The organism is Pseudomonas sp. AS2.8 (assembly GCF_014190935.1).
Classification (GTDB): domain Bacteria; phylum Pseudomonadota; class Gammaproteobacteria; order Pseudomonadales; family Pseudomonadaceae; genus Chryseomonas.
The window spans coordinates 247699-272171 of sequence record NZ_JACHVV010000005.1 but is presented as its reverse complement, the minus strand read 5'-3'; the positions used below and the strand labels follow the sequence as shown (position 1 = coordinate 272171).

At 67.8% G+C, this 24473-nt stretch carries 26 protein-coding genes; 7 read left to right on the top strand and 19 right to left on the bottom strand.

The genetic code is table 11. From position 1 onward, the window contains the following. Window positions 1-89 precede the first annotated feature (89 nt). The 4 genes from thiS to FHR73_RS20250 all read left to right on the top strand — a co-directional run bounded on the left by thiS (window position 90) and on the right by FHR73_RS20250 (window position 3774). Window positions 90-290 (top strand): sulfur carrier protein ThiS, encoded by a 201-nt coding sequence (thiS, locus tag FHR73_RS20265; RefSeq protein ID WP_007161653.1) that lies wholly within the window; start codon window positions 90-92, stop codon window positions 288-290. 19 nt (window positions 291-309) lie between these two features. Then, window positions 310-1092, top strand: a complete 783-nt coding sequence (locus tag FHR73_RS20260; protein ID WP_133861468.1) for a thiazole synthase — start codon at window positions 310-312, stop codon at window positions 1090-1092. A gap of 68 nt (window positions 1093-1160) precedes the next feature. Next, window positions 1161-1871, top strand: a complete 711-nt coding sequence (gene trmB / locus FHR73_RS20255; RefSeq protein ID WP_183633659.1) for a tRNA (guanosine(46)-N7)-methyltransferase TrmB — start codon at window positions 1161-1163, stop codon at window positions 1869-1871. A 169-nt stretch (window positions 1872-2040) separates the two neighbouring features. After that, entirely contained in the window at window positions 2041-3774 is a 1734-nt protein-coding gene (locus FHR73_RS20250) for a bifunctional diguanylate cyclase/phosphodiesterase (protein ID WP_183633657.1), read from the top strand. Here the strand turns inward: FHR73_RS20250 and FHR73_RS20245 are convergent. From FHR73_RS20245 to FHR73_RS20205, 9 genes are all read right to left on the bottom strand, one after another. Further along, entirely contained in the window at window positions 3771-4097 is a 327-nt protein-coding gene (locus FHR73_RS20245) for a DUF3392 family protein (protein ID WP_007161657.1), read from the bottom strand. The genes FHR73_RS20250 and FHR73_RS20245 overlap by 4 nt on opposite strands. Window positions 4098-4111: 14 nt before the next feature. Beyond that, the gene (hemW, locus tag FHR73_RS20240) at window positions 4112-5263 is read right to left on the bottom strand and encodes a radical SAM family heme chaperone HemW (protein ID WP_183633655.1); all 1152 of its coding nucleotides are present in this window, start codon (window positions 5261-5263) and stop codon (window positions 4112-4114) included. Further along, entirely contained in the window at window positions 5260-5853 is a 594-nt protein-coding gene (rdgB, locus tag FHR73_RS20235; protein WP_183633653.1) for an RdgB/HAM1 family non-canonical purine NTP pyrophosphatase, read from the bottom strand. The genes hemW and rdgB overlap by 4 nt, the downstream gene beginning before the upstream one ends. 83 nt (window positions 5854-5936) lie before the next feature. After that, entirely contained in the window at window positions 5937-6557 is a 621-nt protein-coding gene (gene metW, locus FHR73_RS20230) for a methionine biosynthesis protein MetW (RefSeq protein ID WP_133861462.1), read from the bottom strand. A 5-nt stretch (window positions 6558-6562) separates the two neighbouring features. After that, on the bottom strand, window positions 6563-7702 hold the full coding sequence (locus tag FHR73_RS20225) for a homoserine O-acetyltransferase (RefSeq protein WP_183633651.1): 1140 nt from the start codon (window positions 7700-7702) through the stop codon (window positions 6563-6565). Between the two features lie 108 nt (window positions 7703-7810). Further along, window positions 7811-9769 carry a dynamin family protein gene (locus FHR73_RS20220; protein WP_183633649.1) on the bottom strand — a complete coding sequence of 653 codons (1959 nt, stop codon included), beginning with the start codon at window positions 9767-9769 and terminating at the stop codon, window positions 7811-7813. Between the two features lie 118 nt (window positions 9770-9887). After that, window positions 9888-10481: a YggT family protein gene (locus tag FHR73_RS20215; protein ID WP_017640989.1), complete on the bottom strand. Its 594-nt coding sequence runs from the start codon at window positions 10479-10481 to the stop codon at window positions 9888-9890. Between the two features lie 9 nt (window positions 10482-10490). Continuing rightward, window positions 10491-11309 carry a pyrroline-5-carboxylate reductase gene (proC, locus tag FHR73_RS20210; RefSeq protein WP_183633647.1) on the bottom strand — a complete coding sequence of 273 codons (819 nt, stop codon included), beginning with the start codon at window positions 11307-11309 and terminating at the stop codon, window positions 10491-10493. A gap of 9 nt (window positions 11310-11318) precedes the next feature. Further along, complete coding sequence (locus tag FHR73_RS20205; protein ID WP_183633645.1) at window positions 11319-12014, bottom strand: YggS family pyridoxal phosphate-dependent enzyme; 696 nt, start codon at window positions 12012-12014, stop codon at window positions 11319-11321. 126 nt (window positions 12015-12140) lie between these two features. Between FHR73_RS20205 and pilT the strand changes: the two genes are divergently transcribed. Further along, window positions 12141-13175 (top strand): type IV pilus twitching motility protein PilT, encoded by a 1035-nt coding sequence (pilT, locus tag FHR73_RS20200; RefSeq protein ID WP_007161666.1) that lies wholly within the window; start codon window positions 12141-12143, stop codon window positions 13173-13175. Further along, the gene (locus FHR73_RS20195) at window positions 13175-14317 is read left to right on the top strand and encodes a PilT/PilU family type 4a pilus ATPase (protein WP_183633643.1); all 1143 of its coding nucleotides are present in this window, start codon (window positions 13175-13177) and stop codon (window positions 14315-14317) included. The genes pilT and FHR73_RS20195 overlap by 1 nt, the downstream gene beginning before the upstream one ends. Here the strand turns inward: FHR73_RS20195 and FHR73_RS20190 are convergent. From FHR73_RS20190 to FHR73_RS22595, 3 genes are all read right to left on the bottom strand, one after another. Further along, the gene (locus tag FHR73_RS20190) at window positions 14314-15762 is read right to left on the bottom strand and encodes a UdgX family uracil-DNA binding protein (protein ID WP_183633642.1); all 1449 of its coding nucleotides are present in this window, start codon (window positions 15760-15762) and stop codon (window positions 14314-14316) included. The two genes, FHR73_RS20195 and FHR73_RS20190, sit on opposite strands and share 4 nt — an antisense overlap. Then, window positions 15763-16974, bottom strand: a complete 1212-nt coding sequence (locus FHR73_RS20185) for a putative DNA modification/repair radical SAM protein (protein WP_017640984.1) — start codon at window positions 16972-16974, stop codon at window positions 15763-15765. Between the two features lie 132 nt (window positions 16975-17106). Next, window positions 17107-17664 (bottom strand): C40 family peptidase, encoded by a 558-nt coding sequence (locus FHR73_RS22595; protein WP_311630583.1) that lies wholly within the window; start codon window positions 17662-17664, stop codon window positions 17107-17109. Window positions 17665-18098: 434 nt separating this feature from the next. Here FHR73_RS22595 and FHR73_RS20175 point away from each other — a divergent pair, with 434 nt between their 5' ends. Further along, window positions 18099-18503: a TM2 domain-containing protein gene (locus FHR73_RS20175; protein ID WP_183633640.1), complete on the top strand. Its 405-nt coding sequence runs from the start codon at window positions 18099-18101 to the stop codon at window positions 18501-18503. A gap of 50 nt (window positions 18504-18553) precedes the next feature. Here FHR73_RS20175 and FHR73_RS20170 read toward each other — a convergent pair whose 3' ends face one another. The 7 genes from FHR73_RS20170 to gshB form a co-directional block, all read right to left on the bottom strand. Next, entirely contained in the window at window positions 18554-19831 is a 1278-nt protein-coding gene (locus tag FHR73_RS20170) for a dihydroorotase (protein WP_183633639.1), read from the bottom strand. Further along, window positions 19828-20826, bottom strand: coding sequence for an aspartate carbamoyltransferase catalytic subunit (locus FHR73_RS20165; RefSeq protein ID WP_133861452.1), 999 nt, complete (start codon window positions 20824-20826; stop codon window positions 19828-19830). The genes FHR73_RS20170 and FHR73_RS20165 overlap by 4 nt, the downstream gene beginning before the upstream one ends. Before the next feature lie 15 nt (window positions 20827-20841). Continuing rightward, window positions 20842-21351, bottom strand: coding sequence for a bifunctional pyr operon transcriptional regulator/uracil phosphoribosyltransferase PyrR (gene pyrR, locus FHR73_RS20160; protein ID WP_183633638.1), 510 nt, complete (start codon window positions 21349-21351; stop codon window positions 20842-20844). 2 nt (window positions 21352-21353) lie between these two features. Then, window positions 21354-21806 carry a Holliday junction resolvase RuvX gene (gene ruvX / locus FHR73_RS20155; protein ID WP_007161675.1) on the bottom strand — a complete coding sequence of 151 codons (453 nt, stop codon included), beginning with the start codon at window positions 21804-21806 and terminating at the stop codon, window positions 21354-21356. Beyond that, window positions 21803-22372 carry a YqgE/AlgH family protein gene (locus tag FHR73_RS20150; RefSeq protein ID WP_183633637.1) on the bottom strand — a complete coding sequence of 190 codons (570 nt, stop codon included), beginning with the start codon at window positions 22370-22372 and terminating at the stop codon, window positions 21803-21805. Before FHR73_RS20150 ends, ruvX begins: the two co-directional genes overlap by 4 nt. A gap of 55 nt (window positions 22373-22427) precedes the next feature. Further along, on the bottom strand, window positions 22428-23306 hold the full coding sequence (locus FHR73_RS20145; RefSeq protein ID WP_183633636.1) for an energy transducer TonB: 879 nt from the start codon (window positions 23304-23306) through the stop codon (window positions 22428-22430). 103 nt (window positions 23307-23409) lie between these two features. Further along, on the bottom strand, window positions 23410-24360 hold the full coding sequence (gene gshB / locus FHR73_RS20140; protein ID WP_183633635.1) for a glutathione synthase: 951 nt from the start codon (window positions 24358-24360) through the stop codon (window positions 23410-23412). Between the last annotated feature and the right edge of the window lie 113 nt (window positions 24361-24473).

The following is a 24473-nucleotide window of genomic DNA, read 5'->3' as shown; positions in this document are numbered from 1 at the left end:
GTGCTGGCCGTCGTTCCCGGCCCGGCGCCGCTGCAATGAACGCCCGACCGGCGTAGAATGCCGGCTCACCCCGTGACGATGCCTTTGCCATGCAGATCCTGTTGAACGGCGAATCCCTTGAATTGCCGGACGGTGCCACCGTCGCCGACCTGCTCGTGCGTCTCGACCTGACCGGACGGCGAGTGGCGGTGGAACGCAACCTCGACATCGTGCCGCGCAGCCAGCACGCCACCACCGCCCTGGCGGACGGCGACCGGCTGGAAGTGGTCCACGCCATCGGCGGCGGCTAGCCGCGCAAGAGGAATCCAGATGAAAGACACTCCCTTTACCCTGGCCGGGCGCACCTATGAGTCGCGCCTGCTGGTCGGCACCGGCAAGTACCGCGATCTCGAAGAGACCCGCGTGGCCATCGAGGCCTCCGGCGCCGAGATCGTCACCGTGGCGGTGCGCCGCACCAACATCGGCCAGACGCCCGGCGAGCCCAATCTGCTCGACGTGATCTCGCCCGAGCGCTACACCATCCTGCCCAACACCGCCGGCTGCTATGACGCGGTGGAAGCGGTGCGCACCTGCCGCCTGGCGCGCGAGCTGCTCGACGGCCACAACCTGGTCAAGCTGGAAGTCCTGGCCGACCAGAAGACCCTGTTCCCCAACGTCATCGAGACGCTCAAGGCCGCCGAGACGCTGGTTGCCGATGGCTTCGACGTCATGGTCTACACCAGCGACGATCCCATCGTCGCCCGCCAGCTGGAGGCCATCGGCTGCATCGCCGTCATGCCGCTGGCCGGTCTGATCGGCTCGGGCCTGGGCATCTGCAATCCTTACAACCTGCGCATCATCCTCGAAGAGGCCAAGGTGCCGGTGCTGGTGGATGCCGGGGTGGGTACCGCCTCCGACGCCACCATCGCCATGGAGCTGGGTTGCGAAGCGGTGCTGATGAACAGCGCCATCGCCCATGCCCGCGAGCCGGTGCTGATGGCCGAAGCCATGAAGCACGCCATCGTCGCCGGCCGCCTGGCCTATCTGGCCGGACGCATGCCGCGCAAGCTCTATGCCACGGCGTCCTCGCCGCTGGACGGCCTGGTCAACTAGGACCTGGCGCCATCGCTCACGCGCCCGGCCTCTGCCGGGCGTCTCTTTTTCCCACTATCGATAACGCCATGACCGATCATCAAGACGACCAGACCCCCGACCGCCCCCGGCGCACCATCAAAAGCTTCGTGATGCGCGCCGGCCGCATGACCGAAGGCCAGCAACGCGGTCTCGACCAGGGTTGGCCGCGTTTCGGTCTGGAGCTGACCGACGGCCCGCGGGATTTCGACCAGGTATTCGGCCGCCAGGCGCCGCGCACCTTCGAGATCGGCTTCGGCATGGGTCATTCCACCCTGGAAATGGCCGCCGCCGCGCCGGAGCAGGATTTCATCGGCGTCGAGGTGCATCGGCCGGGCGTGGGCGCGCTGCTCAACGGCGCCATGACCCAGGAGCGGACCAATCTGCGGGTCTACAGCTGCGATGCCCTCGAGGTGCTGCGCCAGTGCGTGGCCGATGCCAGTCTGGACCGGGTGCTGCTGTTCTTTCCCGATCCCTGGCACAAGAGCCGCCACCACAAGCGCCGTATCGTCCAGCCGGCCTTCGCCGAACTGGTGCGGCAGAAGCTCAGGGTCGGCGGGGTGCTGCACATGGCCACCGATTGGCAGGCCTATGCCGAACACATGCTCGAGATCATGAACGCCGCCCCGGGTTACCGTAACCTCGGCGACGCCTCGGGCTATGTGCCGCGCCCCGAGGAAAGACCCATCACCAAGTTCGAACGCCGTGGCGAGCGACTGGGGCATGGCGTCTGGGATCTCAAGTTCGAACGCCAGAGCTGACCGTGTATCGCTGACGAATCGAGCTTGAGCTGCCAACGGGCAATTGGCATGATGGCCAATTGCCCTGCTGTGATGGCGGTTGCAGTCGAATTCGCAGAGACACCTGGATGTCAGTCCTTTCCAAGAACGCCAACCGGCCCCGTGCCGCCCTTCGTGAGCGGCGGCTGCGATGAGGGACCTGGTCCGTCCCGATTCGCCCACGGCCGAGTTGCACGCCGTACGCCGCTGGCTCGAAGTCGAACGCAGCGCGCGCCAGCGCACCGAGCGCTCGCTGCACCTCATCGCTTCGGCCTTCGCCCTCTGCCGCGACGCCATGGCCGTGCTGACCGAAAGCGGGCAGATCATCGAAGCCAATGACGCCCTGCGCGCCCTGATGCTCAGCGCGGAGCGCAGTGTCAGCGGCCAGTACCTGTCGCACTACATCAAGTTGCCCGAGGCGGCCATCCGCACCTTCGAGCGCGACGGCTATGCCCTGTGCGAAGCCCAATTCCACGTCTCCGCCAAGCGGGTCACGCCGGTGGAGATCAGTCTGAGTCGCTTCGCCGGCGAGGCGGATCGCGAAGGCTATGTGGTCGCCAGTCTGAGGGACATCACCGAGCGCAAACGCGCCGAACAGGCGCTGGAGCGCATGGCGCTCAGCGATGCCCTGACCCAGTTGCCCAATCGCACCTCCTTCTACCAGGATTTCGAGACGCGCCTGCAGGAGCTCGAAGAGACCGGCAACCTCGCGGTGCTGTTCATCGATGTGGACGGCTTCAAGGAGGTTAACGACTCCCTGGGCCACGCCGCCGGTGACGAATTGCTCTGCGCCCTGGTGCGCGAGTTGCGCCAGGTGCTGGGCGCTGGCGAGGTGCTGGCGCGCTGGGGTGGCGATGAATTCGTCGCCCTGCTGGACGTGAGCGATCGCGACCAGGCCCGCCAGGTCGCCGAGCAACTGGTGCAGGCGGTGGGCCGGCAGCAGTGCATCGCCGGTCACGATATCCGCGTATCGGCCAGCATCGGCCTGAGTCTGGCGCCCGAAGAAGGGCTGGATGTGGAGACCCTGCTGCGCAATGCCGATGCCGCCATGTACGCGGCCAAGGCCGCCGGCAAGAGCCGGGTGTGCTGCTACGATCCGCAGCTGACCAGCGAGGCGCGCAGCAAGGTGACCCTGCTGGCCCATCTGCACGGCGCCATCGAGGCGGAGCTCATCACCTTCGTCCTGCAGCCCAAGTTCGATGCCCGTCAGCGCATGGTCAGCGCCGAGTTGCTGGCGCGCTGGAACTGTCCCGGCGTCGGGGCGGTGCCGCCCAACGTCTTCGTCGCCCTGGCCGAGCAGAACGGCATGGCCTCGGCCCTCGGACGACTGGCGATCCGCCGGGCCGCCGCTTGCGCCCGGGCCCTGCAGGACGCCGGTCTGCAGATCCCGGTGGCGGTCAACATCTCGCCGCTGCAGGTCGCCGATGATGAACTGGCCGAGGTCCTGGCGGCCGCCTGCGGCGAATTCGGTATCGCGCCCAGGGCGCTGGAGCTGGAGGTGACCGAGTCGGTGTTCCTGCAGCAGGGCACGCCGGAGCGGCGCCTGGCCGCCTTGCGCGAGCAGGGCTTCCGGGTGGCGATGGACGATTTCGGTACCGGCTATTCATCGCTGGGCTATCTGCACCGCCTGCCCTTCGACACCATCAAGATCGACCGCAGCTTTCTGCTGGCGGTGGACGCCGACGACCGATCCCGGCAACTGCTGGCCGGCATCGTCAGCCTGTGCCGGGCGCTGGAGATGCAGATCGTCGCCGAAGGGGTGGAAACCCAGGCCCAGTTCGAATTGCTCAAGGACCTGGGCGTGGACACCTTCCAGGGCTTCCTGCTGGGTCGCCCGCAATCCCTTGAGTGCCTGCTGGACGGTATCCGCACCCGCTGTCGCTAGCCGCGACGTTCGGCCAGCACGCCCAGCAGGCAGACACCGATCAGCAGCACCGGGGCCAGGGCGTAGTTGTTGAACTGCGCCAGGCCCTTGACCACCCAGGGGGTCAGGAAGGTCATGGCGGCGCCATAGATGGCCAGGCAGGCCAGGGCGAAGGCCGGGACCCGAACGGCGGTCGGCAGGCTGCCCAGGCGCGCCTGGATAAAGGCGTTGACCTGGCTGCCGAACAGCACCAGCAGGGTGGCGGTGACCGCCAGGGCCACCTCGTCCAGGTGGCTGCGGCTCCAGCGGGAGAGGTCGGCGATATGGTCAAGTACGAAGTCCAAGGCAGAGCTCCTCGTCAGTCAGGCAGAAAGGATTGCAAGAGGTCGTTCAGGAACAGCTGGCCGCGGGCGGTGGGGCGCAGGCGCTCCTCATCCTCGGCCAGCAGGCCGGCACGGCGCGCCACGGCCAGCGCTGGCGCCAGGCTGTCCAGCGACTGGCCGGTCCGCTGCGGATACCAGGCGGCGGGCACCCCGTCGACCAGGCGCAGGGCGTTCATCATGAAATCGAAGGGCAGGTCGGCCGGCTCCAGGGGTTTCGCGCCCGCCTGGAAGTCCTTGGCCGGGTCGAGATAGTCCTTGGGCAGGCGGGTCTTCCAGGTGCGCAGCAGGGTGCCGTCCGGGGCGCTGAGCTTGGCGTGGGCGCCGGCGCCGATGCCGAGGAAGTCGCCGAAGCCCCAGTAGTTGAGATTGTGCCGCGCCTGGCGCCCGGGCTGGGCATAGGCGGAGGTCTCGTACTGCTGGTAACCGGCGGCCGCCAGGCGCGCCTGGCCGGCTTCCTGGATGTCCCAGAGGGTGTCGTCTTCGGGCAGCTCCGGCGGCTGGCTCCAGAACACCGTGTTGGGCTCCATGGTCAGCTGGTACCAGGATAGGTGCGTGGGCGCCAGCGCGATGGCCTGCTCCAGATCGCCGAGGGCATCGGCCACGCTCTGCTCGGGCAGGCCGTGCATGAGGTCCAGGTTGAAATTGTCGAAGCCGGCGGCGCGCGCCCGGTCGGCGGCGCGGATGGCTTCGTCGCGGCCGTGGATGCGCCCCAGGGCCTTGAGCTTGGCGTCCTGGAAGCTCTGGATGCCGATCGACAGCCGATTGATGCCCAGGCCGCGATAGGCGACGAACTTGGCCTGCTCGAAGGTGCCAGGATTGGCTTCCAGGGTAATCTCGATGTCCGGCGCGAAGCTCAGCCGTCGGGCCACGCCGTCCAGCAGGCGACCCAGGGCCTCGGCGGAAAACAGACTGGGCGTGCCGCCGCCAAAGAAGATCGAGGTCAGCGGGCGGCCATGGACGTGCACCAGATCGTTGTCCAGATCCGCCAGCAAGGCGTCGACATACTCGGCTTCCGGCAGGGTCGGACCGGCCGCATGGGAGTTGAAGTCGCAATAGGGGCACTTGCGCACGCACCAGGGGATATGGACGTAGAGCGCCAGTGGCGGCAGGGCGAACACCTGGGTCACAGGCCGAGCCGTTGCTTGAGCTGGGCCATGGCGCGGGCGCGATGGCTGCGCTGGTTCTTTTCCGCCGGCGCCAGTTCGGCCGCGGAGACCGCTTCGCCATCGGGCTGGAACAGCGGATCGTAGCCGAAGCCGTGCTCGCCCTGGGCGGCATGCAGGATGTGCCCGGGCCAGAGACCCTCGCAGAGGATCGGCAAGGGGTCGTCGGCGTGGCGCACCAGCGCCAGCACGCAGACGAACTGGCCGCTGCGCTCGGCGTCGGGCACGTCTCGCAGCGCTTCGAGCAGCTTGGCGTTGTTGGCGGCATCGCCCTGGCCGTCGGCATAGCGCGCGGAATAGATGCCGGGGGCGCCGCCGAGGGCGTCCACCGCCAGGCCGGAATCGTCGGCCAGGGCCGGCAGACCGGACAGCCGCGCCGCGTTGCGCGCCTTGAGGATGGCGTTCTCGACAAAGGACAGCCCGGTTTCCTCGGGTTCCACCTGGCTGAATTCACCCACCGAGCGCACCCTCACCCGGTCGCCGAGCATGGCCTGGAGTTCCTTGAGTTTGCCGGCGTTGTGGCTGGCGAGCACCAGTTCGGTAAGGTCGGACATGGGAGACACCGCGTCGCGTTGAGAAGGGCGGCGTATTGTACGCGAAGCCGTGCCCAGGCTGGCCGCGCCACCCATGCCTTACGTCATATCGCGACGCGAAGGTCGTGCAGGTGCGGCGCGCTGACCCGGTAGATGCCGATCTCGCCGAGCAGGTTCGGCCACAGCTTGCTGGCCCAGCCATGCCGATGCAGGCGGTCCACGGCGAGACGATCCAGCACCTGGGCGCGCTGCTCGCGGCAGAGGCGCTCGAAGTCCTCGAAGGTGCAGAAGTGGATGTTCGGCGTGTTGTACCAGGTGTAGGGCAGGAAGTCGGAAACCGGCATCCGGCCCCGGCCGCCCAGGTACAGTCGGCAGCGCCAGTGACCGAAGTTGGGAAAGGTGATGATGCACTGGCGACCGACCCTGAGCATCTCCTGGAGAATGCGATCGGGGTACTGCATGGCCTGCAGCGACTGGGTCATGACCACCACGTCGAAGCTGTCGCTGGCGAAGTTGGCCAGGCCGCCATCGAGATCCTGCTCGATGACGTTGACGTCCTTGAGCAGGCATTCGGCGATCTTGTCCGGGTCGATCTCCAGGCCGTAGCCGGTGACCTGCTTGTGATCGCGCAGCCAGGCGAGCAGCTCGCCGGTGCCGCAACCGAGGTCGAGGACCCGGCTGCCGGCGGGGATCCATTCCTGAATGATGTCCAGATCGGCGCGCACGGCAGCTATACCTCGATGCGGGTCATGTAGTGGGAGAAGGCCTGCAGATAGCGCGGGATGGGGATGAGGAAGGCGTCATGGCCCTGGGGGGCGTCGACCTCCAGGTAGCTGACGTCCTTGCGCGCGGCCATCAGGGCGTTGACGATCTCCTTGGAGCGCGCCGGCGAGAAACGCCAGTCGGTGGTGAAGGAGACGATCAGGAAGCGCGCCTGCACCCCGGCCAGGGTCTTGGCCAGGTCGCCGCCCTGGGCGTGGGCCGGGTCGAAGTAGTCCAGCGCCTTGGTCATCAGCAGGTAGGTGTTGGCGTCGAAGCGGCCGGAGAATTCCTCGCCCTGGTAGCGCAGGTAGCTCTCCACCTGGAATTCGACGCTGTGGAAGTCGTAGTTGAGCTGGTCGGTCTTGAGTTCGCGACCGAATTTCTCGCCCATGGCCTCGTCGGACAGGTAGGTGATGTGGCCGACCATGCGCGCCAGCATCAGGCCGCGCCTGGGGATCACGCCCTTTTCCTGGAAGTGGCCGGCATGGAAATCCGGATCCGAGAGGATGGCCTGGCGCGCCACCTCGTTGAAGGCGATGTTTTCCGCCGACAGCTTGGGCGCCGAGGCGATGGCCAGGCAGTGGCGGATGCGCTCGGGATAGCTGATGGTCCACTGCAGCGCCTGCATGCCGCCCAGGCTGCCGCCGATCACTGCCGCCCACTGGGCGATGCCCAGGCGATCGGCCAGCCGCGCCTGGCTGTTGACCCAGTCTTCCACGGTCAGCACCGGGAAGTCCGCGCCATAGGGGCGGCCGGTGTCGGGATTGGGACTGCTGGGGCCGGTGGAGCCGTTGCAGCCGCCCAGGTTGTTGAGGGCGACGACAAAGAACTTGCGGGTGTCGATGGGCTTGCCCGGACCGATGCAGCTGTCCCACCAGCCCGGCTTGCGGTCGTCCATGCTGTGGTAGCCGGCCGCGTGGTGATGGCCGGAGAGCGCGTGGCAGATCAGCACGGCGTTGCTGCGGCTGGCGTTGAGCTCGCCATAGGTCTCGACCATCAGGTCGTAGGCCGGCAGGGTGCGGCCGCAGGCCAGGGCCAGGGGCTCGTTGAAGTGCAGCAGCTCGGGGGTGACCAGGCCGACGGAATCTTCGGGAATGACGCTGGGCATTGACGGCTCGTCCGGGGCGGGGCTCGCCAGTCTAAAGAGCACCGCCGGGAGCGGCAAGGGCAGGCATGGCGCGGCGGCCGGGGACCGCGCCACGGGTGGCGGGCGGGGCTAGCCGACCCGCGCCAGCGGCAGCGCGACCACGTTGTCGTGGCGCTGGGACGGCGCCGGCCGATTGATCTGCTTGAGCATGTCGCTGACCTCGCTGAGCTGCCCGTGCAGGACGTCCTCGTGCACCTGCAGCCGGCGCACCTGCTCCTGGCTGTTGAGATTCTGCTGGGTGAGCTGCTTGAGCGCCAGCATGCTGGTTTCCAGCAACTGCTTCTGCTCGCGGGTGTGCTGCACCAGCGGGGTCAGGGCGCCGTCGTTCCAGCGCAGCACCTGGGCATGGGCGCCTTCCTGTAGCGCCTGGACCTCCTGGGCCACGGTGGCGAAGAAGCGGCGACCCAGGGCGCTCTGCTCGGTGAGCAGGGTCTTGACCTGGCGCTGGACCTCCTCGGTCTTGAGTTGCAGCTGGCGCAGCTCGCGGACATAGGGGCGGATGCGCAGTCGCGGCGCTTCCAGGGGATGCAGCGGATTCTCGACATTGTGCCGCTGGTAGACCGCACCGAGCACCTTGTTGGCGCGGTCCGCTTCGTTGTCCAGGGCCAGCAGGTCATGCTCGACCACGCGAAAGAAGCGGGCGATGGACTGGTTGATGCCGACGGTGGTCAGGCTGGTGCGGAATTCCCGGCGGGCGGTGTCCAGATGGGCGTCCAGGCGCTCCGGCGCGACCAGGTCGGTCAACAGCTTGCGCTGCCCGGCGAGCATGTTCTGGGTGGTGCGCAGGTCCAGCAGGCGCCGATGGTAGAGATCGTATTCCTGGCGCGTGCGGGCGGTCTGCAATTCCAGGCCGGCGCCGGGCAGTTCCTCGTCCGCCAGTTGCGCGTACTGGGCGCGGATGGCTTCCAGGCGCTGTTCGATCAGGGTGCGGCTGGCGCCCAGCAGACCACTGGCCTGCTGCACGATGCGCTGCTGCAACAGGCGTTCGCGGGCGCCGACGATGCGTTCGGCGAGCAGCTGTTCGAGGCTGTCCAGCTGGCTGCGCGCGAGCAGTTCCAGGTCGCCGCGGACCTTGCCCAGCAGCGCCTGCTTGGCCGACAGCGGCAGGATGTGCTCGGCCGGCAGCGCCAGTTGCCGCGCGCTGGCCTGGCGGACGTTTTCCAGGGACTGGGCGACATGGGCGACCCCGCCGAGGTCGTCCCAGAGGCTGTCGATCTTGTTCATCACCGCAAACAGCCGCTCCGGGGCATCGCCTAGGGACGGCTTGACGCACTGCTCCCAGAGCGCGAGATCCGAGGCGGTCACGCCGGTGTCGGCACCGATGAGAAAGAGCACGGCCTGGGCGTGGGGCAGCAGCGACAGGGTCAGTTCCGGTTCGGCGCCCAGGGCGTTGAGACCGGGGGTGTCGAGGATGCGCAGGCCCTGGCGCAGCAGCGGATGGTCGATGCTGATCAGCGCATGGCGCCAGGCCGGGATGCTGACCAGGCCGTCGCTGTCGAGTTGTTCCAGCTGCTCGGGATCGAAGCCCAGCTGCACGGCGGCGGCGGTTTCCACCTCGCGGGTCTCGGTGACCTTGGCCAGCAGGGCGGCCATGGCGTCCGGGTGACGGTCGTCCAGGGGGAAGCGCTGCCAGGCCTCGGGCGCCTTGCGCCAGGCGGTCAGGCTGCGTTCGTCCAGGCGGCTGTCGATGGGCAGCAGCTGCAGATAGGGACCGTCGGCCGCAGCGTCGAAGAAGATCTCGGTGGGGCACATGGTGGTGCGCCCGGCCTGCGACGGCAGCATGCGCTGGCCGTAGTCGGCGAAGAAGAGGGCGTTGATCAGCTCGGTCTTGCCGCGCGAGAACTCGCCGGCGAAGGCCAGGGTGATGCCGTCGGCCTGCAATTCGCTCTGGCAGGTCGCCAGGGCGGCGTCCAGGGCGGGGGAGGCGAGACGATTACGCTGCAACCAGTCGCGGTAGCGGCCCAATTGGGTATCGAGTTCGGCTTTCCACGTGGCATAGGCATCGACGTGGCGGAACAGGCGTTCCATAGGGGACTTCCTTGACCTGAACAGCAAAGGCTGGACGGTGCCCCAGCGTCCAGCGGGACGTCAATGCCGCCTCCGCCACGACGCGGCGGGCGGTCGTGGCGGGTGCGCGAGTGGTGCGTCAGAGGAAGGGGGCGAGAATCTGCGGCATGCCGGTGGCCGCGGCCAGCTGGCCGATGACGAAGCGGTCCAGCAGATTGATCACGATGAAGGCGAAGATCGGCGACAGATCCAGACCACCCAGGCTCGGCAGGATGCGGCGGAAGGGAGCCAGCAACGGCTCGCAGATCTGGTTGACCAGTTCGGCCGCCGGATTGTGGGTCTGGGGCGCGACCCAGGAGAGGATGACGCTGACGATCAGGGCGAAGAAGAACACCTTGAGGAACAGTGACGCCACGCCCAGCAGCGCCCAGATCAGCAGGGCGGGGAACAGACCGCCGATGCTGGCGCCGAGCAGCACCACCACGACCATCATCAGCGCCAGCTGGACCAGGATCGCCAGCACCAGGGCCGCCAGATCGACGCCGCCGAAGCCGGGGATGATGCGCCGTACCGGCTTGAGCAGCGGCTGGGTGGCGCGCACGGTGAATTGCGACAGCGGATTGTAGAAGTCGGCCCGGACCAGCTGCAGGATGAAGCGCAGCAGGATGATCAGCAGATAGAGGCTGCCGAGGGTCTGGATGACGTAGACGAGAGCTTGTGCGAAAGCGGACATGGATACTCCTTATCGATCCGGCAACTGGGCCAGTTCCGCAGCCCGGTCGGCCGCGGCGGTGAGGGCTTCTTCCACCAGGTCCGCGAAGGCCCCGGCTTGGAAGGTTTCGATGGCGCGTTCGGTGGTGCCCTTGGGGGACATCACCGAGCGACGCAATTGTTCGGGGCTGCGGTCACCCTGGCAGGCCATGGCGGCGGCGCCGCGGGCGGTGTGCAGCGTCAGCTGCTGGGCGACCTCGGCCGGCAGGCCGAGCTTGGTGCCGGCCTCGGTCATGGCTTCCATCAGCAGGAAGAAATAGGCCGGACCGCTGCCGGAGACGGCGGTGACCGCGTCCAGTTGCCGTTCTTCCTCGACCCACAGGGCCAGACCGACCGCGGCGAGGATCTCCTGGGCCCGGGCGCGCTGCTCGGCACTGACCTGGTCATTGGCGAACAGGCCGCTGGCACCCAGGCGCAGCTGCGACGGCACGTTGGGCATGCAGCGCACCAGGGCGCGCTGGCCCAGCCAGCGTGTCAGGCTGGCACAGGTGATGCCGGCGGCGACCGAGACGATCAGCTGGTCCGGACGCAGATGGGGCGCCAGCTCCTGGCAGACCTCGCCCATGACCTGGGGCTTCACCCCCAGCACCACCACGTCGGCGTCGGCGAGTACGGCGCTGTTGCTGGCCTCGACGCGGATGCCATGCTCGCGGGCCAGGGCTTCGCGCTTGGCCGGATTGCGATTGCTGGCGCTCAGCTGCCGGGCCGGCACGCCCTGGGCGAGCAATCCGCCGATGATGGCGCCGGCCATGTTGCCGGCGCCGATGAAGGCGATGCGGGTGTCGTTCATCGAGACTTCCTAGGTTGAAGAGGCGGCGCCGTAGTCGCGGGCGCCAAAGAGGGCGGTACCGACGCGGACCCAGGTGGCGCCCTCGGCGATGGCGGCTTCCAGATCCTGGCTCATGCCCATGGACAGGGTGTCCAGGCCCAGGTTCAGGGCTTCGCCCAGGGTGCGCAACCGGGCGAAGGCAGCGCGCTGGCTGGCCGGGTCCTCGGTGGGTTCGGGGATGGCCATCAGGCCACGCAGGCGCAGGTTGGGCAACCTGCTGACCGCGGCGGCCAGGGCCGGCAGATCGTCGGGGTGGCAGCCGGACTTGCTGGCCTCGCCACTGACGTTGACCTGCAGGCAGATGTTCAGCGGCCCGCGCTCGGGCGGGCGCTGTTCGGCCAGGCGCTGGGCGATCTTCAGGCGATCCACCGAATGCACCCAGTCGAAGTGGCAGGCGATGGCGCGGGTCTTGTTGGACTGGATGGGGCCGATGAAATGCCACACCAGGGGCAGGTCGGCCAGCGCCGGCTGCTTGTCCAGCGCCTCCTGCAGATAGTTCTCGCCGAAGTCGCGCAGGCCCGCGGCGGCGGCCTCGCGCAAGGCGGCGGCGGGCTTGGTCTTGCTCACCGCCAGGAGGCCGACAGTCGCGGGATCGCGGCCTGCCGTCCGGCTGGCGGCGGCGATGCGTTCGAGTACGGTTGCGCTATTCTCGGCTATCGTGGACATTCAGCCCCTGCTTGCGTCGGCGCATCCGGCAGGCCTCGGCGTACCGGATGAGTGAGTGGCGGTGACCAGGTCAGACCGCCAGTGCTGCGCGGCATTCTACCTGCTTGCTCGACATCTGGGAGTCCCATGGATATCACCGAATTGCTGGCCTTTTCCGCGCGGCAAGGCGCCTCCGACCTGCACCTGTCCGCCGGCCTGCCGCCAATGATCCGCGTCGACGGCGACGTGCGCCGCATCAACCTGCCGGCCTTCGAGCACAAGCAGGTGCACGCGCTGATCTACGACATCATGAACGACAAGCAGCGCAAGGACTTTGAGGAATTCCTGGAGACCGACTTCTCCTTCGAGGTGCCGGGCGTGGCGCGCTTCCGGGTCAACGCCTTCAACCAGAATCGCGGCGCCGGCGCGGTGTTCCGGACCATTCCGTCCAAGGTGCTGAGCATGGAAGAACTGGGCATGGGCGAGGTGTTCAAGAAGATCACCGACGTCCCGCGCGGCCTGGTGCTGGTGACCGGACCGACCGGTTCGGGCAAGTCCACCACCCTGGCGGCCATGCTCGACTATCTCAACAACACTAAGTACCACCACATCCTCACCATCGAGGACCCCATCGAATTCGTCCACGAATCCAAGAAGTGCCTGGTCAACCAGCGCGAGGTGCACCGCGACACCCTGGGCTTCTCCGAGGCCCTGCGCTCGGCGCTGCGCGAGGACCCGGACATCATCCTGGTGGGCGAGCTGCGCGACCTGGAGACCATCCGCCTGGCGCTGACCGCGGCCGAGACCGGGCACCTGGTGTTCGGCACCCTGCACACCACCTCGGCGGCCAAGACCATCGACCGGGTGGTGGACGTCTTTCCGGCGGAAGAAAAATCCATGGTGCGCTCCATGCTGTCCGAATCCCTGCAGGCGGTGGTCTCCCAGACCCTGCTGAAAAAGGTCGGCGGCGGCCGGGTAGCGGCCCACGAGATCATGATCGGCACCCCGGCCATCCGTAACCTGATCCGCGAGGACAAGGTGGCGCAGATGTATTCCTCGATCCAGACCGGTGGCGGCCTGGGCATGCAGACCCTGGACATGTGCCTCAAGGCGCTCCTGGCCAAGGGGCTGATCAGCCGCGACGCGGCCCGCGAGAAGGCCAAGACGCCGGAGAACTTCTGATGGATTTCGACAGGTTCCTGCAGCTGATGGTGGACAAGGGGGCGTCCGACCTCTTCATCACCACCGGCGTACCCCCTTCGATGAAGATCAACGGGCGCATGACGCCGGTCACCAAGGATTCGCTCACGCCCGAGCAGTGCCGGGCGCTGGTGCTGGGGGTGATGAACGACGAGCAGCGCCAGGAATTCCAGCAGAAGCGCGAGTGCAACTTCGCCATCAGCGCCCGCGGCATCGGCCGCTTCCGGGTCAGCGCCTTCTACCAGCGCAACCTGGTGGGCATGGTGCTGCGCCGCATCGAGGTGAACATTCCCACGGTCGAGCAGCTGCGCCTGCCGGAGATCATCAAGAAGCTGGCCATGACCAAGCGTGGCCTGGTGATCTTCGTCGGTGCCACCGGCACCGGCAAGTCCACCTCGCTGGCGGCCATGATCGGCCACCGCAACAAGAACTCGGCGGGGCACATCATCTCCATCGAGGATCCCATCGAATACATCCACCAGCACCAGGGCTGCATCGTCACCCAGCGCGAGGTGGGCATCGACACCGAGTCCTTCGAGGTGGCGCTGAAGAACACCCTGCGCCAGGCGCCGGACGTCATCATGATCGGCGAGATCCGCAGCCGGGACACCATGGAGCACGCCCTGGCCTTCGCCGAGACCGGTCACCTGTGTCTGGCCACCCTGCACGCCAACAACGCCAACCAGGCGCTGGATCGCATCATCCATTTCTTTCCAGCCGATCGGCACGGCCAGACCTGGATGGACCTGTCGCTCAACCTCAAGGGCATCGTCGCCCAGCAACTGGTGCCCACCACCGATGGCCAGGGCCGTCGCGCGGTGATCGAGGTGCTGCTCAACACCCCGCTGGTCGCCGACCTGATCCGCAAGGGCGAGGTGCACGAACTCAAGGCGCTGATGAAGAAGTCCGGCGAACTGGGCATGCAGACCTTCGACCAGTCGCTCTATGGTCTCTATCGCGACGGCGAGATCAGCTACGAAGCGGCCCTGGCCCACGCCGATTCCGCCAACGACCTGCGCCTGATGATCAAGCTGGGTTCGGAAACGGACGCCGATCACCTCAATCAGCTTACCCGCAACCTCTCGGTGGACATGGGCGACGATCCGCCCAAGCGCTTCCGCTAGCCTTCGCCTTCGCCTTCGGCTGCCAGGGTCCTGGCCTCGCGCAGGGCGGTGACCAGCGCCTGGCGCGCCTGCTCCTGCTGCTCGGCATCCGGGGTGCGCAGGATGTACGAGGGGTGATAGGTGGCGATGATCCAGCGTTCGTCCAGCCGCAACGGTCTTCCCATGAATTGCGCCAGGCCCCTTGGCTTGCGTTTGAGCAGGGCTTCCAGGGCGGTCGAGCCCAGGGCCACCACCACGGTCGGCTGGATGTCGCGCAATTCCTGCTCCAGCCAGTAGCGGCAGGGGGCGATCTCCGGTCCCGGGGTGACGTGCTTGCGCCTCCTGCCCTGGGGGATCCATTTGAAGTGCTTGACCGCGTTGGTGAGAAAGACCTCGCTGCGCTCGAGGCCGGCTTCGGCCAGGGCCGCCATCAGCACCTGCCCGGCCGGACCGACGAAGGGCCGACCCGCCAGATCCTCCTGATCGCCGGGCTGTTCGCCCAGCAGCAGGACGCGCGCGGTGCGCGGGCCCTCGCCCGCCACCGGCTGGGTGGCCTTTTCCCACAGCTCGCAGCGGCGGCACTCGTCGAGGGTGGTGGGTAGCGGTCGCTCCGGCTGCGCACGTTCCGCGGCGATCAACACCTCGCGACCGCTCTGGCGACCCACGGCCTCGGCCTGGGCCAGGCGCTGGGCGCCGGCTCGGGCCTCGCTGAGCAGCGCCGGGATGAGCGGCCCTTCCGGCAGATCCTTCCAGAAGCGCGCCGGCATGTTGCCCCTCAGGGTGCGCGGATTGGCCCGCGCCGGATTGAAGGTGCTGCGGTAATAGGCGCGCCAGAGTTCGTCACCGGCATTGCGGTCGTCGTCTTCCGGCGTCTGCCGGGCCAGCTGCTGCAGCTCGGCGGGGCAGGGCTCCACCAGTTGCAGCGCCTGGCCGTCCCAGAGCGCGGCCGCCTCCGGGGTCGCGATCAGCCAGCTGCTGTTGCCCATGCGGTCGCAGAAATGTGGCGCCGCCAGGGCGAGGACGTCGTGGGCCGGCTGGTGCCAGGCCACCCAGGCCGGTGGGCCGGCGCTTTCCGCCCGCGGACGAAAGCGCAGGAAGGCATGCACATGGTGGATCTCGCGGCGGATCGCCTTGACCCGGCGCTGCAGTTCGCTGCCGTCCTCGTCACCGGCCAGCATCGCCGCGCGTTCGCCCCGGGCGACGCGCCAGAGCACCTGATAGAGCAAGGCCCAGCGATCATCGCTGCGAAAGCAGGCGGCGTAGTTCAGCGCCTCGGCCAGTTGTGGCGGGATCCGTATGGCGCCGCTGGGCGGAGCCGCCGTGACCTCGACCGGTTCGTCGAACAGATCGCCCAGGCCGCGACTCTCCTGCCAGCTCACCTGTGCCGGCGGGATACCCGCTTGCAGCAGCCGCCGCGCTTCCTTGCGCCAGCCGGCGAAGGTACCGTCGAAATCGACTCTCTGCATCTAGAGCAGGGCGAGCTGGGCGGGCGGTTCGGCGAGTTGCCGGCGCAGGTCCAGGGACTCGGCCAGGCGCGGTTGCGGGCGGTAGTCCTGGGTGATGATGAAGGGGCGCGCCTTCTCCACGCTGCATTTCAGGCGGATCAGGTCGGCATAGCGGATGCGTCGCTCGCGCCTGAGCTCCACCAGCCGCTTGGCCGACAGCACGCCGATGCCGGGCACCCGGGCGATCAGCGCCTGGTCGGCGCGATTGAGATCCAGCGGGAAGATGGCTCTGTTATGCAGCGCCCAGGCCAGCTTGGGGTCCACGTCCAGCGGCAGCTGGCCGTCTTCGGTAGGCAACTCCTCCGCCTGGAAGCCATAGCCGCGCATGAGGAAGTCGGCCTGGTACAGGCGGTGCTCGCGCAGCAGCGGCGGCGGTTGCAGCGGCACCGTGCCCGGGCTTTCCGGGATGGGGCTGAACGCCGAGTAGTAGACGCGCTTGAGGCGATAGGCGCCATACAGCGTCTGGGCGGTATCGAGGATGGTGCGGTCGTCGGTGGCATCGGCACCCACGATCATCTGGGTGCTCTGGCCCGCCGGAGCGAAGCGCGGCGCCTTGGCTTCGGCCTCGGCTTCCTCCAGGCCCAGGCGAATGTTGCCCATGGTCTTGCGAATGCTGCTGCCGTTCTTTTCCGGCGCCAGCTTGATCAGGCTGCTCTCGGTGGGCAGCTCGATGTTCACCGACAGGCGATCGGCATAGAGGCCGGCCTGGGCGATGATCTCGGGATCGGCGTCGGGAATGGTCTTGAGGTGGATGTAGCCACGGAACTGGTGCTGTTCGCGCAACAGCTGGGCGACCCGGGTCATCTGCTCCATGGTGTAGTTGGAGGAGCGGATGATGCCGGAGCTGAGGAACAGCCCGCTGATGACGTTGCGCCGGTAGAAGTCGAGGGTCAGCTGCACCACTTCCTCGGGCGTGAATCGCGCCCGCGGCACGTTGCTGCTGCGGCGGTTGACGCAGTACTGGCAGTCGTACTGGCAGAAATTGGTCAGCAGCACCTTGAGCAGCGCCACGCAGCGCCCATCGGGGGTGAAGCTGTGGCAGATGCCCATGCCATCGGTCGAGCCCAGGCCGTCCTTGCCCTTCGAGCTGCGTTTGGGCGCGCCGCTGCTGGCGCAGGACACGTCGTACTTGGCGGCATCGGCGAGAATGATCAGCTTGTCGGCGAGCTCCATCGAGATCTCCTGGACTGTGATTGCATACAGTATCCGGGAAGCGGAGCGTCGTTCAATGGCTTTGCGCCAGGCGGCGCCGAGTGGAGCGACACTCCGCCGGGCGGTAGTGCCCGGCGGAGCGAGGGGGAGGGATCAGGACTTGCGGGTACGCTTGGTACGCGGCTTGTCCGCGACGGGATCGGTTTCCGCCGCCAGGGTGGTGGGCTGCTGCAGCACGCGCTTGGCCGAGGCGAAACGCTTGGTCCAGTAGGGCTTGCTCAGATGGTCGACGCGCACGCTCTCGCCACTGCGCGGGGCATGGACGAAGCGATCGTTGCCCAGGTAGATGGCGACGTGATCGATGCCGCTGCGCTGACCGGTCTTGAAGAACACCAGGTCGCCGGCCTTGAGATCGCCACGGGCGACCTTGGGTCCCTTGAGCTGGGCCAGTTCCCGGGAGGTGCGCGGCAGCTTGACGTTGTGCACGTCACGATAGACGTAGTTCACCAGGCCGCTGCAATCCAGGCCGTTCTGCGGATTGGTACCGCCGAAGCGATAGGGCGTACCGACCAGGTCCATGGCGCGGGTCGCGACCTGGGCACCGACGTTGCGGGTGGCCGCCTGGGCGGTGGCCTGCTTACGGTGCAGGGCGCTGGTGGCGCGGGCGGCGTGCTTGGCGCGGGCGGCGGAGGCTGCCTGGGTGGGGTCCACCTTCGCGACGTGGCGAGCGGCGGCCTTGGGCGCGGGAGCAGCGGAGGCGTGCCGGGCGGCGGTCTTGGGAGCTGAGGCGGCGGTGACATGCCGGGCTGCGACCTTGTGGACCGGAGCGGCAGTGCGCGCTGCAGAGTTCTCTTTCGCTTGCACCGCCGCTGGCAGTACAAGACAGGCGGAGAGCCATGTCAGAAGAAATAAACGCATTGTCGTAGGGGTGTCTGAAGATCGAAGCGAGGGATTCTATACCAACCCTGTGGATATTTTGTGCACCTCTCATCAAGAAATTATGTAATTTTTAGCGGAAAGTGAGGTCCCTTGAGCGCCAACCAGTGAGACTCCCTGGGCATTCATCCAGTTTTCGACATAAAGTCACGGTGAAGGTAAGGGTGTAGGTAAGGCGGGTCTTTTCCTTAAGTCGCGAGGTCGCAGGCATGCAGTATCAGGACACCCACAGCAAGGTCATGGGCTATCTGCTGTGGACCTTCGGTTTTCTCGGCGCCCATCGCTTCTACTATGGCAAGCCGGTCACCGGCACCATCTGGTTCTGCACCCTGGGCCTGCTGGGCATCGGCTGGCTGATCGATCTGTTCCTGATCCCGGCCATGGATCGCGAGGCGGATCTGCGCTTCCAGTCCGGCTCCCTCAACTACAGCCTCGGCTGGATCCTGCTGACCTTTCTCGGCATCTTCGGCGTCCACCGCCTCTACCTGGGCAAGTGGATCACCGCCATCCTCTATTTCTTTACGGCGGGTTTCTTCCTGCTGGGCGTGCTCTACGACTTCTGGACGCTCAACTCGCAGATCTCCGAGGAGAACCGCCGGCGGCTGGTGCGCTAGGTCCGGTTGAACGGCAAAAAGAAGGGGCTCCGCGGAGCCCCTTCTTCTATTCAGGCGTCACGCCGGTAGGTGGTGCGGCCGCCCACCAGGGTGCGCTCGACGCGTCCCGCCAGGGTGAGGCCCTGGAAGGGGCAGTTGCGGCCGCGGGACAGCCAGGGCGTCGCGGCCTGGGCGGTCGGCTGCTGGACGAACAGCACCAGGTCGGCCGGCAGGTCCTTGGCCAGGCGGCCCGCCGCGAGGCGCAGCGCCTGGGCCGGGCCGCTGGTCAGGCGTGCCAGCAGGGTCGGCAGATCCAGCAGGCCGTCGGCCACCAGGGTCAGGGCCAGCGGCAACAGCAATTCGACACTGCTGATGCCCGGCTCGGTAGCGGCGAAGGGCGCCAGCTTGGCGTCCGCCTCATGGGGCTGGTGGTGGCTGGAGATGGCACCGATCACGCCGTCCCGCACCCCGGCTCTCAGGGCGTCGCGATCACGCGCGGTACGCAGCGGCGGCTTGACGTGATAGAGGCTGGAAAAGCCCTGCAGCGCCTCGTCGGTGAGCAGCAGCTGGTAGAGCGCCACATCGGCGGTCACCGGCAGGCCGCGGGCCTGGGCGGCGGCGATCATCTCCACCGCGCGGGCACTGGTCAGCTGCCCGAAGTGGGCGCGTACGCCGCTCTGTTCCACCAGCAGCAGGTCACGCGACAGGGCGATGGTTTCCGCGGTTTCCGGGATCCCGGTGAGCCCCAGGAAGCTGGCGGTGGGGCCTTCGTGGGCCAGACCGCCGTGGGCCAGCTCGGCATCCAGGGCGGTAAAGACCACGGTGAGGTCGAAGGTGGCGGCATATTCCAGCGCGCGCCGCTGCACCCGCAGGTTCTCGAAGGGTTGCAGGCCGTTGGTAAAGGCCACGCAACCGGCGTCGCGCAAAGCCATCAGCTCCGACAGCTGCTCGCCGGCCAGGCCCTTGGTCAGGGCGCCGATGGGATGGACGCGGGCGTGATCGGCGGTGCGCGCCCGATCGAGGATGAGTTCGGCCACCGCGGTGGTGTCCAGCACCGGACGGGTGGTGGGCGGACAGCACAGGCTGGTGACGCCTCCGGCCGCAGCGGCGCGGGTCTCGCTGTCGACGTTGCCCTTGCGGGTCAGGCCCGGTTCGCACAGGGCGACATCCAGGTCGACCAGGCCGGGGGCCAGGATCAGGCCGCTGGCGTCCAGCTGCTCGTCGGCCTGAAAGCCCTGGGGTGCTTCACCGAGGGCGAGGATGCGACCCTGGTCGACATGGACATCGCTGATCTGGTCGAGGCCGGTGGCCGGGTCGATCACCCGGGCATTGCGGATGCTCAGGCTCACTGCGCATTCTCCTGTAGCTGACGCTGGGCCGTCTGCCCGCTCATGGTCATCGACAGCACCGCCATGCGGACCGCGATGCCGTAGGTGACCTGGTTCAGGATGACCGACTGCTCGCCATCGGCGACCGCCGACTCGATCTCCACACCGCGGTTGATCGGGCCGGGATGCATGACGATGGCGTCGGGCTTGGCGCGGGCCAGGCGCTGGCGGGTCAGGCCGAACAGCCGGTAGTACTCGCCTTCGCTGGGCAGCAGGCCGCCCTGCATGCGCTCGCGCTGCAGGCGCAGCATGATCACCACGTCCACGCCGTCCAGGCCCTCGGCCAGGTCGGTGCAGGTGCGCACGCCATAGAGCTCTTCGAGACCGACCGGCAGCAGGGTGCGCGGGGCGACCACGCGGATGTCGCGGCAGCCCAGGGTGCGCAGCGCCAGCATGTCGGAACGGGCGACCCGGGAGTGCAGGATGTCGCCGACGATGGCCACCGAGAGGTTGGCGAAGTCACCCTTGTGGCGGCGGATGGTCAGCATGTCGAGCATGCCCTGGGTGGGGTGCGCATGGCGGCCGTCACCGCCATTGATGATGGCCACATCCGGGCAGACGTGCTCGGCGATGAAGTGGGCGGCGCCGGAATCGGCGTGGCGCACCACGAACATGTCGGCGGCCATGGCTTCCAGGTTGCGCAGGGTGTCGAACAGCGTCTCGCCCTTGCTGGTGGAGGAGGTGGAGACGTTGAGGGTGATGACGTCCGCCGACAGCCGCTTGGCGGCCAGTTCGAAGGTGGTGCGGGTGCGGGTCGAATTCTCGAAGAAGACGTTGCACACGGTCTTGCCGCGCAGCAGTGGCACCTTCTTCACTGCCCGGGCCCCGACCTCGAGAAAGGAGTCGGCGGTATCGAGCAATTCGGTGAGGAGTTCGGCGGGCAGGTCGTCGAGTGACAGGAAATGGCGCAATTGGCCCTGGGCGTTGAGTTGCAGCGAGCGCGTAGCGTCGGTCATGGCAGCAGATCCAGGTCAGGCGGCGGGGACGTCGCGGTATTCGAGGGCGAGCGGCGAGGGGCCGGTCAGCTTGACGCGCTGGGTGGGGGCCAGGCTCAGGGTGGCGCCCACCACGTCGGGCTGGATCGGCAATTCGCGGGCATTGACGTCCAGCAGGCAGACCAGGGTCACACTGGCGGGACGGCCATAGTCGAAGAGTTCGTTGAGCGCCGCGCGCACGGTGCGGCCGCTCATCAGCACATCGTCCACCAGCACCAGGTGGCGACCGTCGATCTCGAACGGCAGGGCCGAGGGGCGCACCTGCGGATGCAGGCCCTTCTGGGTGAAGTCGTCGCGGTAGAAGGAGACGTCCAGGCTGCCCAGCGGGGTGTCCAGGCCGAGTTCGGCCAGCAGGGCCTCGGCGACCCAGAGGCCGCCGGTGTGGATGCCGACGAAGCCGGGATCGGTGATGCCACGGCGCTCCAGCGACAGGCGCAGGTCGGCGGCCAGCCGCGGCAGGAGCTCGGCGGGAGAGGGCAGGTGCATGGCTACTCCGATTGCGGGCGCGCGGCCCGTTCCAGTTGTTGGGTCAGCCAGCCTTCCAGGAGGAGGGCGGCGGCAAGGGCGTCCACCGGGCGTTCGCGATAACCGTCGCGCTGACCGCCCTGCAGGCGCTCGCCCTTGGCGGCATAGGTGGTGAGGCGCTCGTCATGGGTATGCACGGGCAGGCCGTAGCGCCCCTGCAGGCGGCGGGCGAAGCGTTCGGCGCGCTCGCTCATCTCGCTGGGCGTGCCGTCCATGTTCAGGGGCAGCCCGACCACCAGGGCGGTAGGCCGCCACTCGTCCAGCAGGCGCTGGATCTGCTGCCAGTCGGGTACGCCGTTCTGCGCCTTGAGGGTGAGCAGTTCACGGGCCTGGCCGGTCACGGCCTGGCCGACGGCGACGCCGATCTGCCGGGTGCCGTAGTCGAAGCCCAGGTAGAGTCCGCTGGGCGCGCTCATGCGTGGCCCGCCTGGCGCGAGAGCAGGCGCAGGTCGACCCCGAGCAGGGCGGCGGCCGCGCTGAGGCGCTGCTCGCTCGGCGTCTCGAACAGCAGGGCGCTGGTGGCCGGGGTGGTGAGCCAGAGATTGGCGGCGAGCTCTTCTTCCAGCTGACCGGGTCCCCAGCCGCTGTAGCCCAGGGTGATCAGGTGGCGGCTCGGGCCGGTGCCGTCGGAGAGGGCGAAGAGCACGTCCGGCGAGGTGGTCAGGCTGAGGGCTTCGAGTTCCAGGGTGTTCTGGAACACCGGGCCGGCGTCGTGCAGCACGAAGCCGCGATCGGTCTGTACCGGGCCGCCGGCATAGAGCACGACCCGGGCATCTTCCAGAGTGGCCGGTATCTCGGGACGCAGCTGTTCGAGCAGATCGTCCAGGTGCAGGCCATTGGGCCGGTTGATCACCAGGCCCATGGCGCCATCCGGGCCGTGGTCGACGAGGTAGATCACCGTCTCGGCGAAATTGGGATCGTCCATCTGCGGCATGGCGATCAGGAGCTGGTGCTGTAGGGTGGTGCTGGAGGTCGGCTTCATGACCGGCAAGTTTCCCGGTTGCGCGGTCCGGCTTCAAGTCCAACGGTGTCCCGGGCTATTGACTGGACAGGCGGTCGCCGCGCTCGAAGCGCCAGGTGCGGATGATCTCCAGCCGGTCGATGTCGGCCAGATCGCCGCTGAAGGGGGCGAAGGGCGCCGCCAGCCGGACGATGCGCAGCGCCGCCTGGTCGAGTACCGGGCGTCCCGAGGATTCCAGCACCTGGACCTCGTAGAGCGAGCCGTCCTTGTTGATGGCCACCAGCAGGCGCAGGCTGCCGTAGAGCCGGTCGCGCTTGGCCTGCTCGGGGTAGTTGAGATTGCCGATGCGCTCGATCTTGCGCCGCCATTCTTCCTTGTAGCGGGCGCCCTTGTCCTTTTGCGTCGAGGCGGCATTGATCCGCCAGATCTTCGGCCGCTTGGCGTATTGCTGGCGCTCCTCGGCGAGCTGGGCTTCCAGGCTGGCGAGTTCGGCGGCCTGGCTGTCGGACTCGGGGCTGGGTGCATCGCGCTGCTCCCGCTCCGGCGTCTCGCGACTGGGTTCGGCCTTGGTCGGGCGCGCGGCGCGGGTGGTCACCGCGGCCTTGGGTGCCTGGGCGCGATCCGCCGCCGGCGGGCGAGCCGGAGGCGCGGCCTGGCGGATCTCGCTGTCGTGGAAGGGCGCCTGCACCGGGGTGCTCGGCGCCGCCGCCTTGTCCAGCGTACCGCTGCCCTGCTGGTTTTCCTGGGCCAGGAAGTCGGCCTGCTTGGGCGCTTCGTCGCTCTTGAAGCTGGCCAGCGTCACCTCCAGGGTGCGACTGATCTGGGTAGGCTCGGGCAGCGAAAAGCCGACGCCGAGAATCAGCACGACGTGCAGCAGGGTCGCGATGAGCAGCGTGAAGCCCAGGCGGTCGGCGGGACGAACCTGGGCGGCGGGGGAAGAGGCGGTGCTGGGCATTGACTGGGTCGGCAAGGGCAGAGGACGCGCGGCAGGGCTGGCGCCAGTCTGCGGATTGTGTCCGCGGTTGTCCATGCCGCCGCGGGCGGCATGGACGCGCGCCTCAGCCCGCGCGTTTCTGCGCGATCACGTCCATCAGGCGCTCGGCGATGCGGGTGTCGTAGGCCGCATCGATCTCACGGATGCAGGTCGGGCTGGTGACGTTGATCTCGGTCAGGTGTTCGCCGATCACGTCCAGGCCGACGAAGAACAGGCCGCGTTTGCGCAATTCCGGGCCCACCGTCGCGGCGATCTCGCGATCCCGTGCCGACAGCGGCTGGGCGACGCCGCGACCACCGGCGGCCAGGTTGCCGCGAGTCTCGCCCTGGGCCGGAATGCGCGCCAGGCAATAGTCCACGGGTTCGCCGTCGATCATCAGGATGCGCTTGTCGCCGTCCTTGATGCCGGGCAGATAGCGCTGGGCGATGATCTGCTGGGTACCGTGGGCGGTCAGGGTCTCGAGGATCACCGAGAGATTGGGATCGCCTTCGCGGTGACGGAACACCGAGCTGCCGCCCATGCCGTCCAGCGGCTTGAGGATGACGTCGCCGTGGGTGCGGGCGAATTCGCGGATGATGTCGGCGCGGCGGCTGACCAGGGTCGGTGGCGACAGCTGGGGAAACAGGGTGGCGAAGAACTTCTCGTTGCAGTCGCGCAGGCTGGCGGGCCGGTTGACCACCAGGGTACCGCCACGCTCGGCCTGCTCCAGCAGGTAGGTGGCATAGACGAACTCGTTGTCGAAGGGCGGATCCTTGCGCATCAGGATCACGTCCAGCTCGCGCAGGGGCAGGTCGACGTCTTCGCCAAAGGCGAACCAGCGCTCCGGATCCTGGAACACGTCCAGCTGCCGGCCACGGCCGCGGGCCTCGCCATCGACCTGGTACAGGTCCTGCATCTCGAAATAGTGCAGGGTCCAGCCGCGCGCCTTGGCCGCCCACAGCATGGCCATGGAGCTGTCCTTCTTATAGGAGATGCGTTCGATGGGATCCATGACGATCCCCAGACGGATACTCATTGACGCTAGACCTCGGTTCTACGTGGGCAAGGCGTCAGAATAGCCCTTCGATCCCCTTCAGTGCCAATGCTTGCGCGATCGTCGTGGCGGGCGGGCCGGTGGTCCGCCACCAG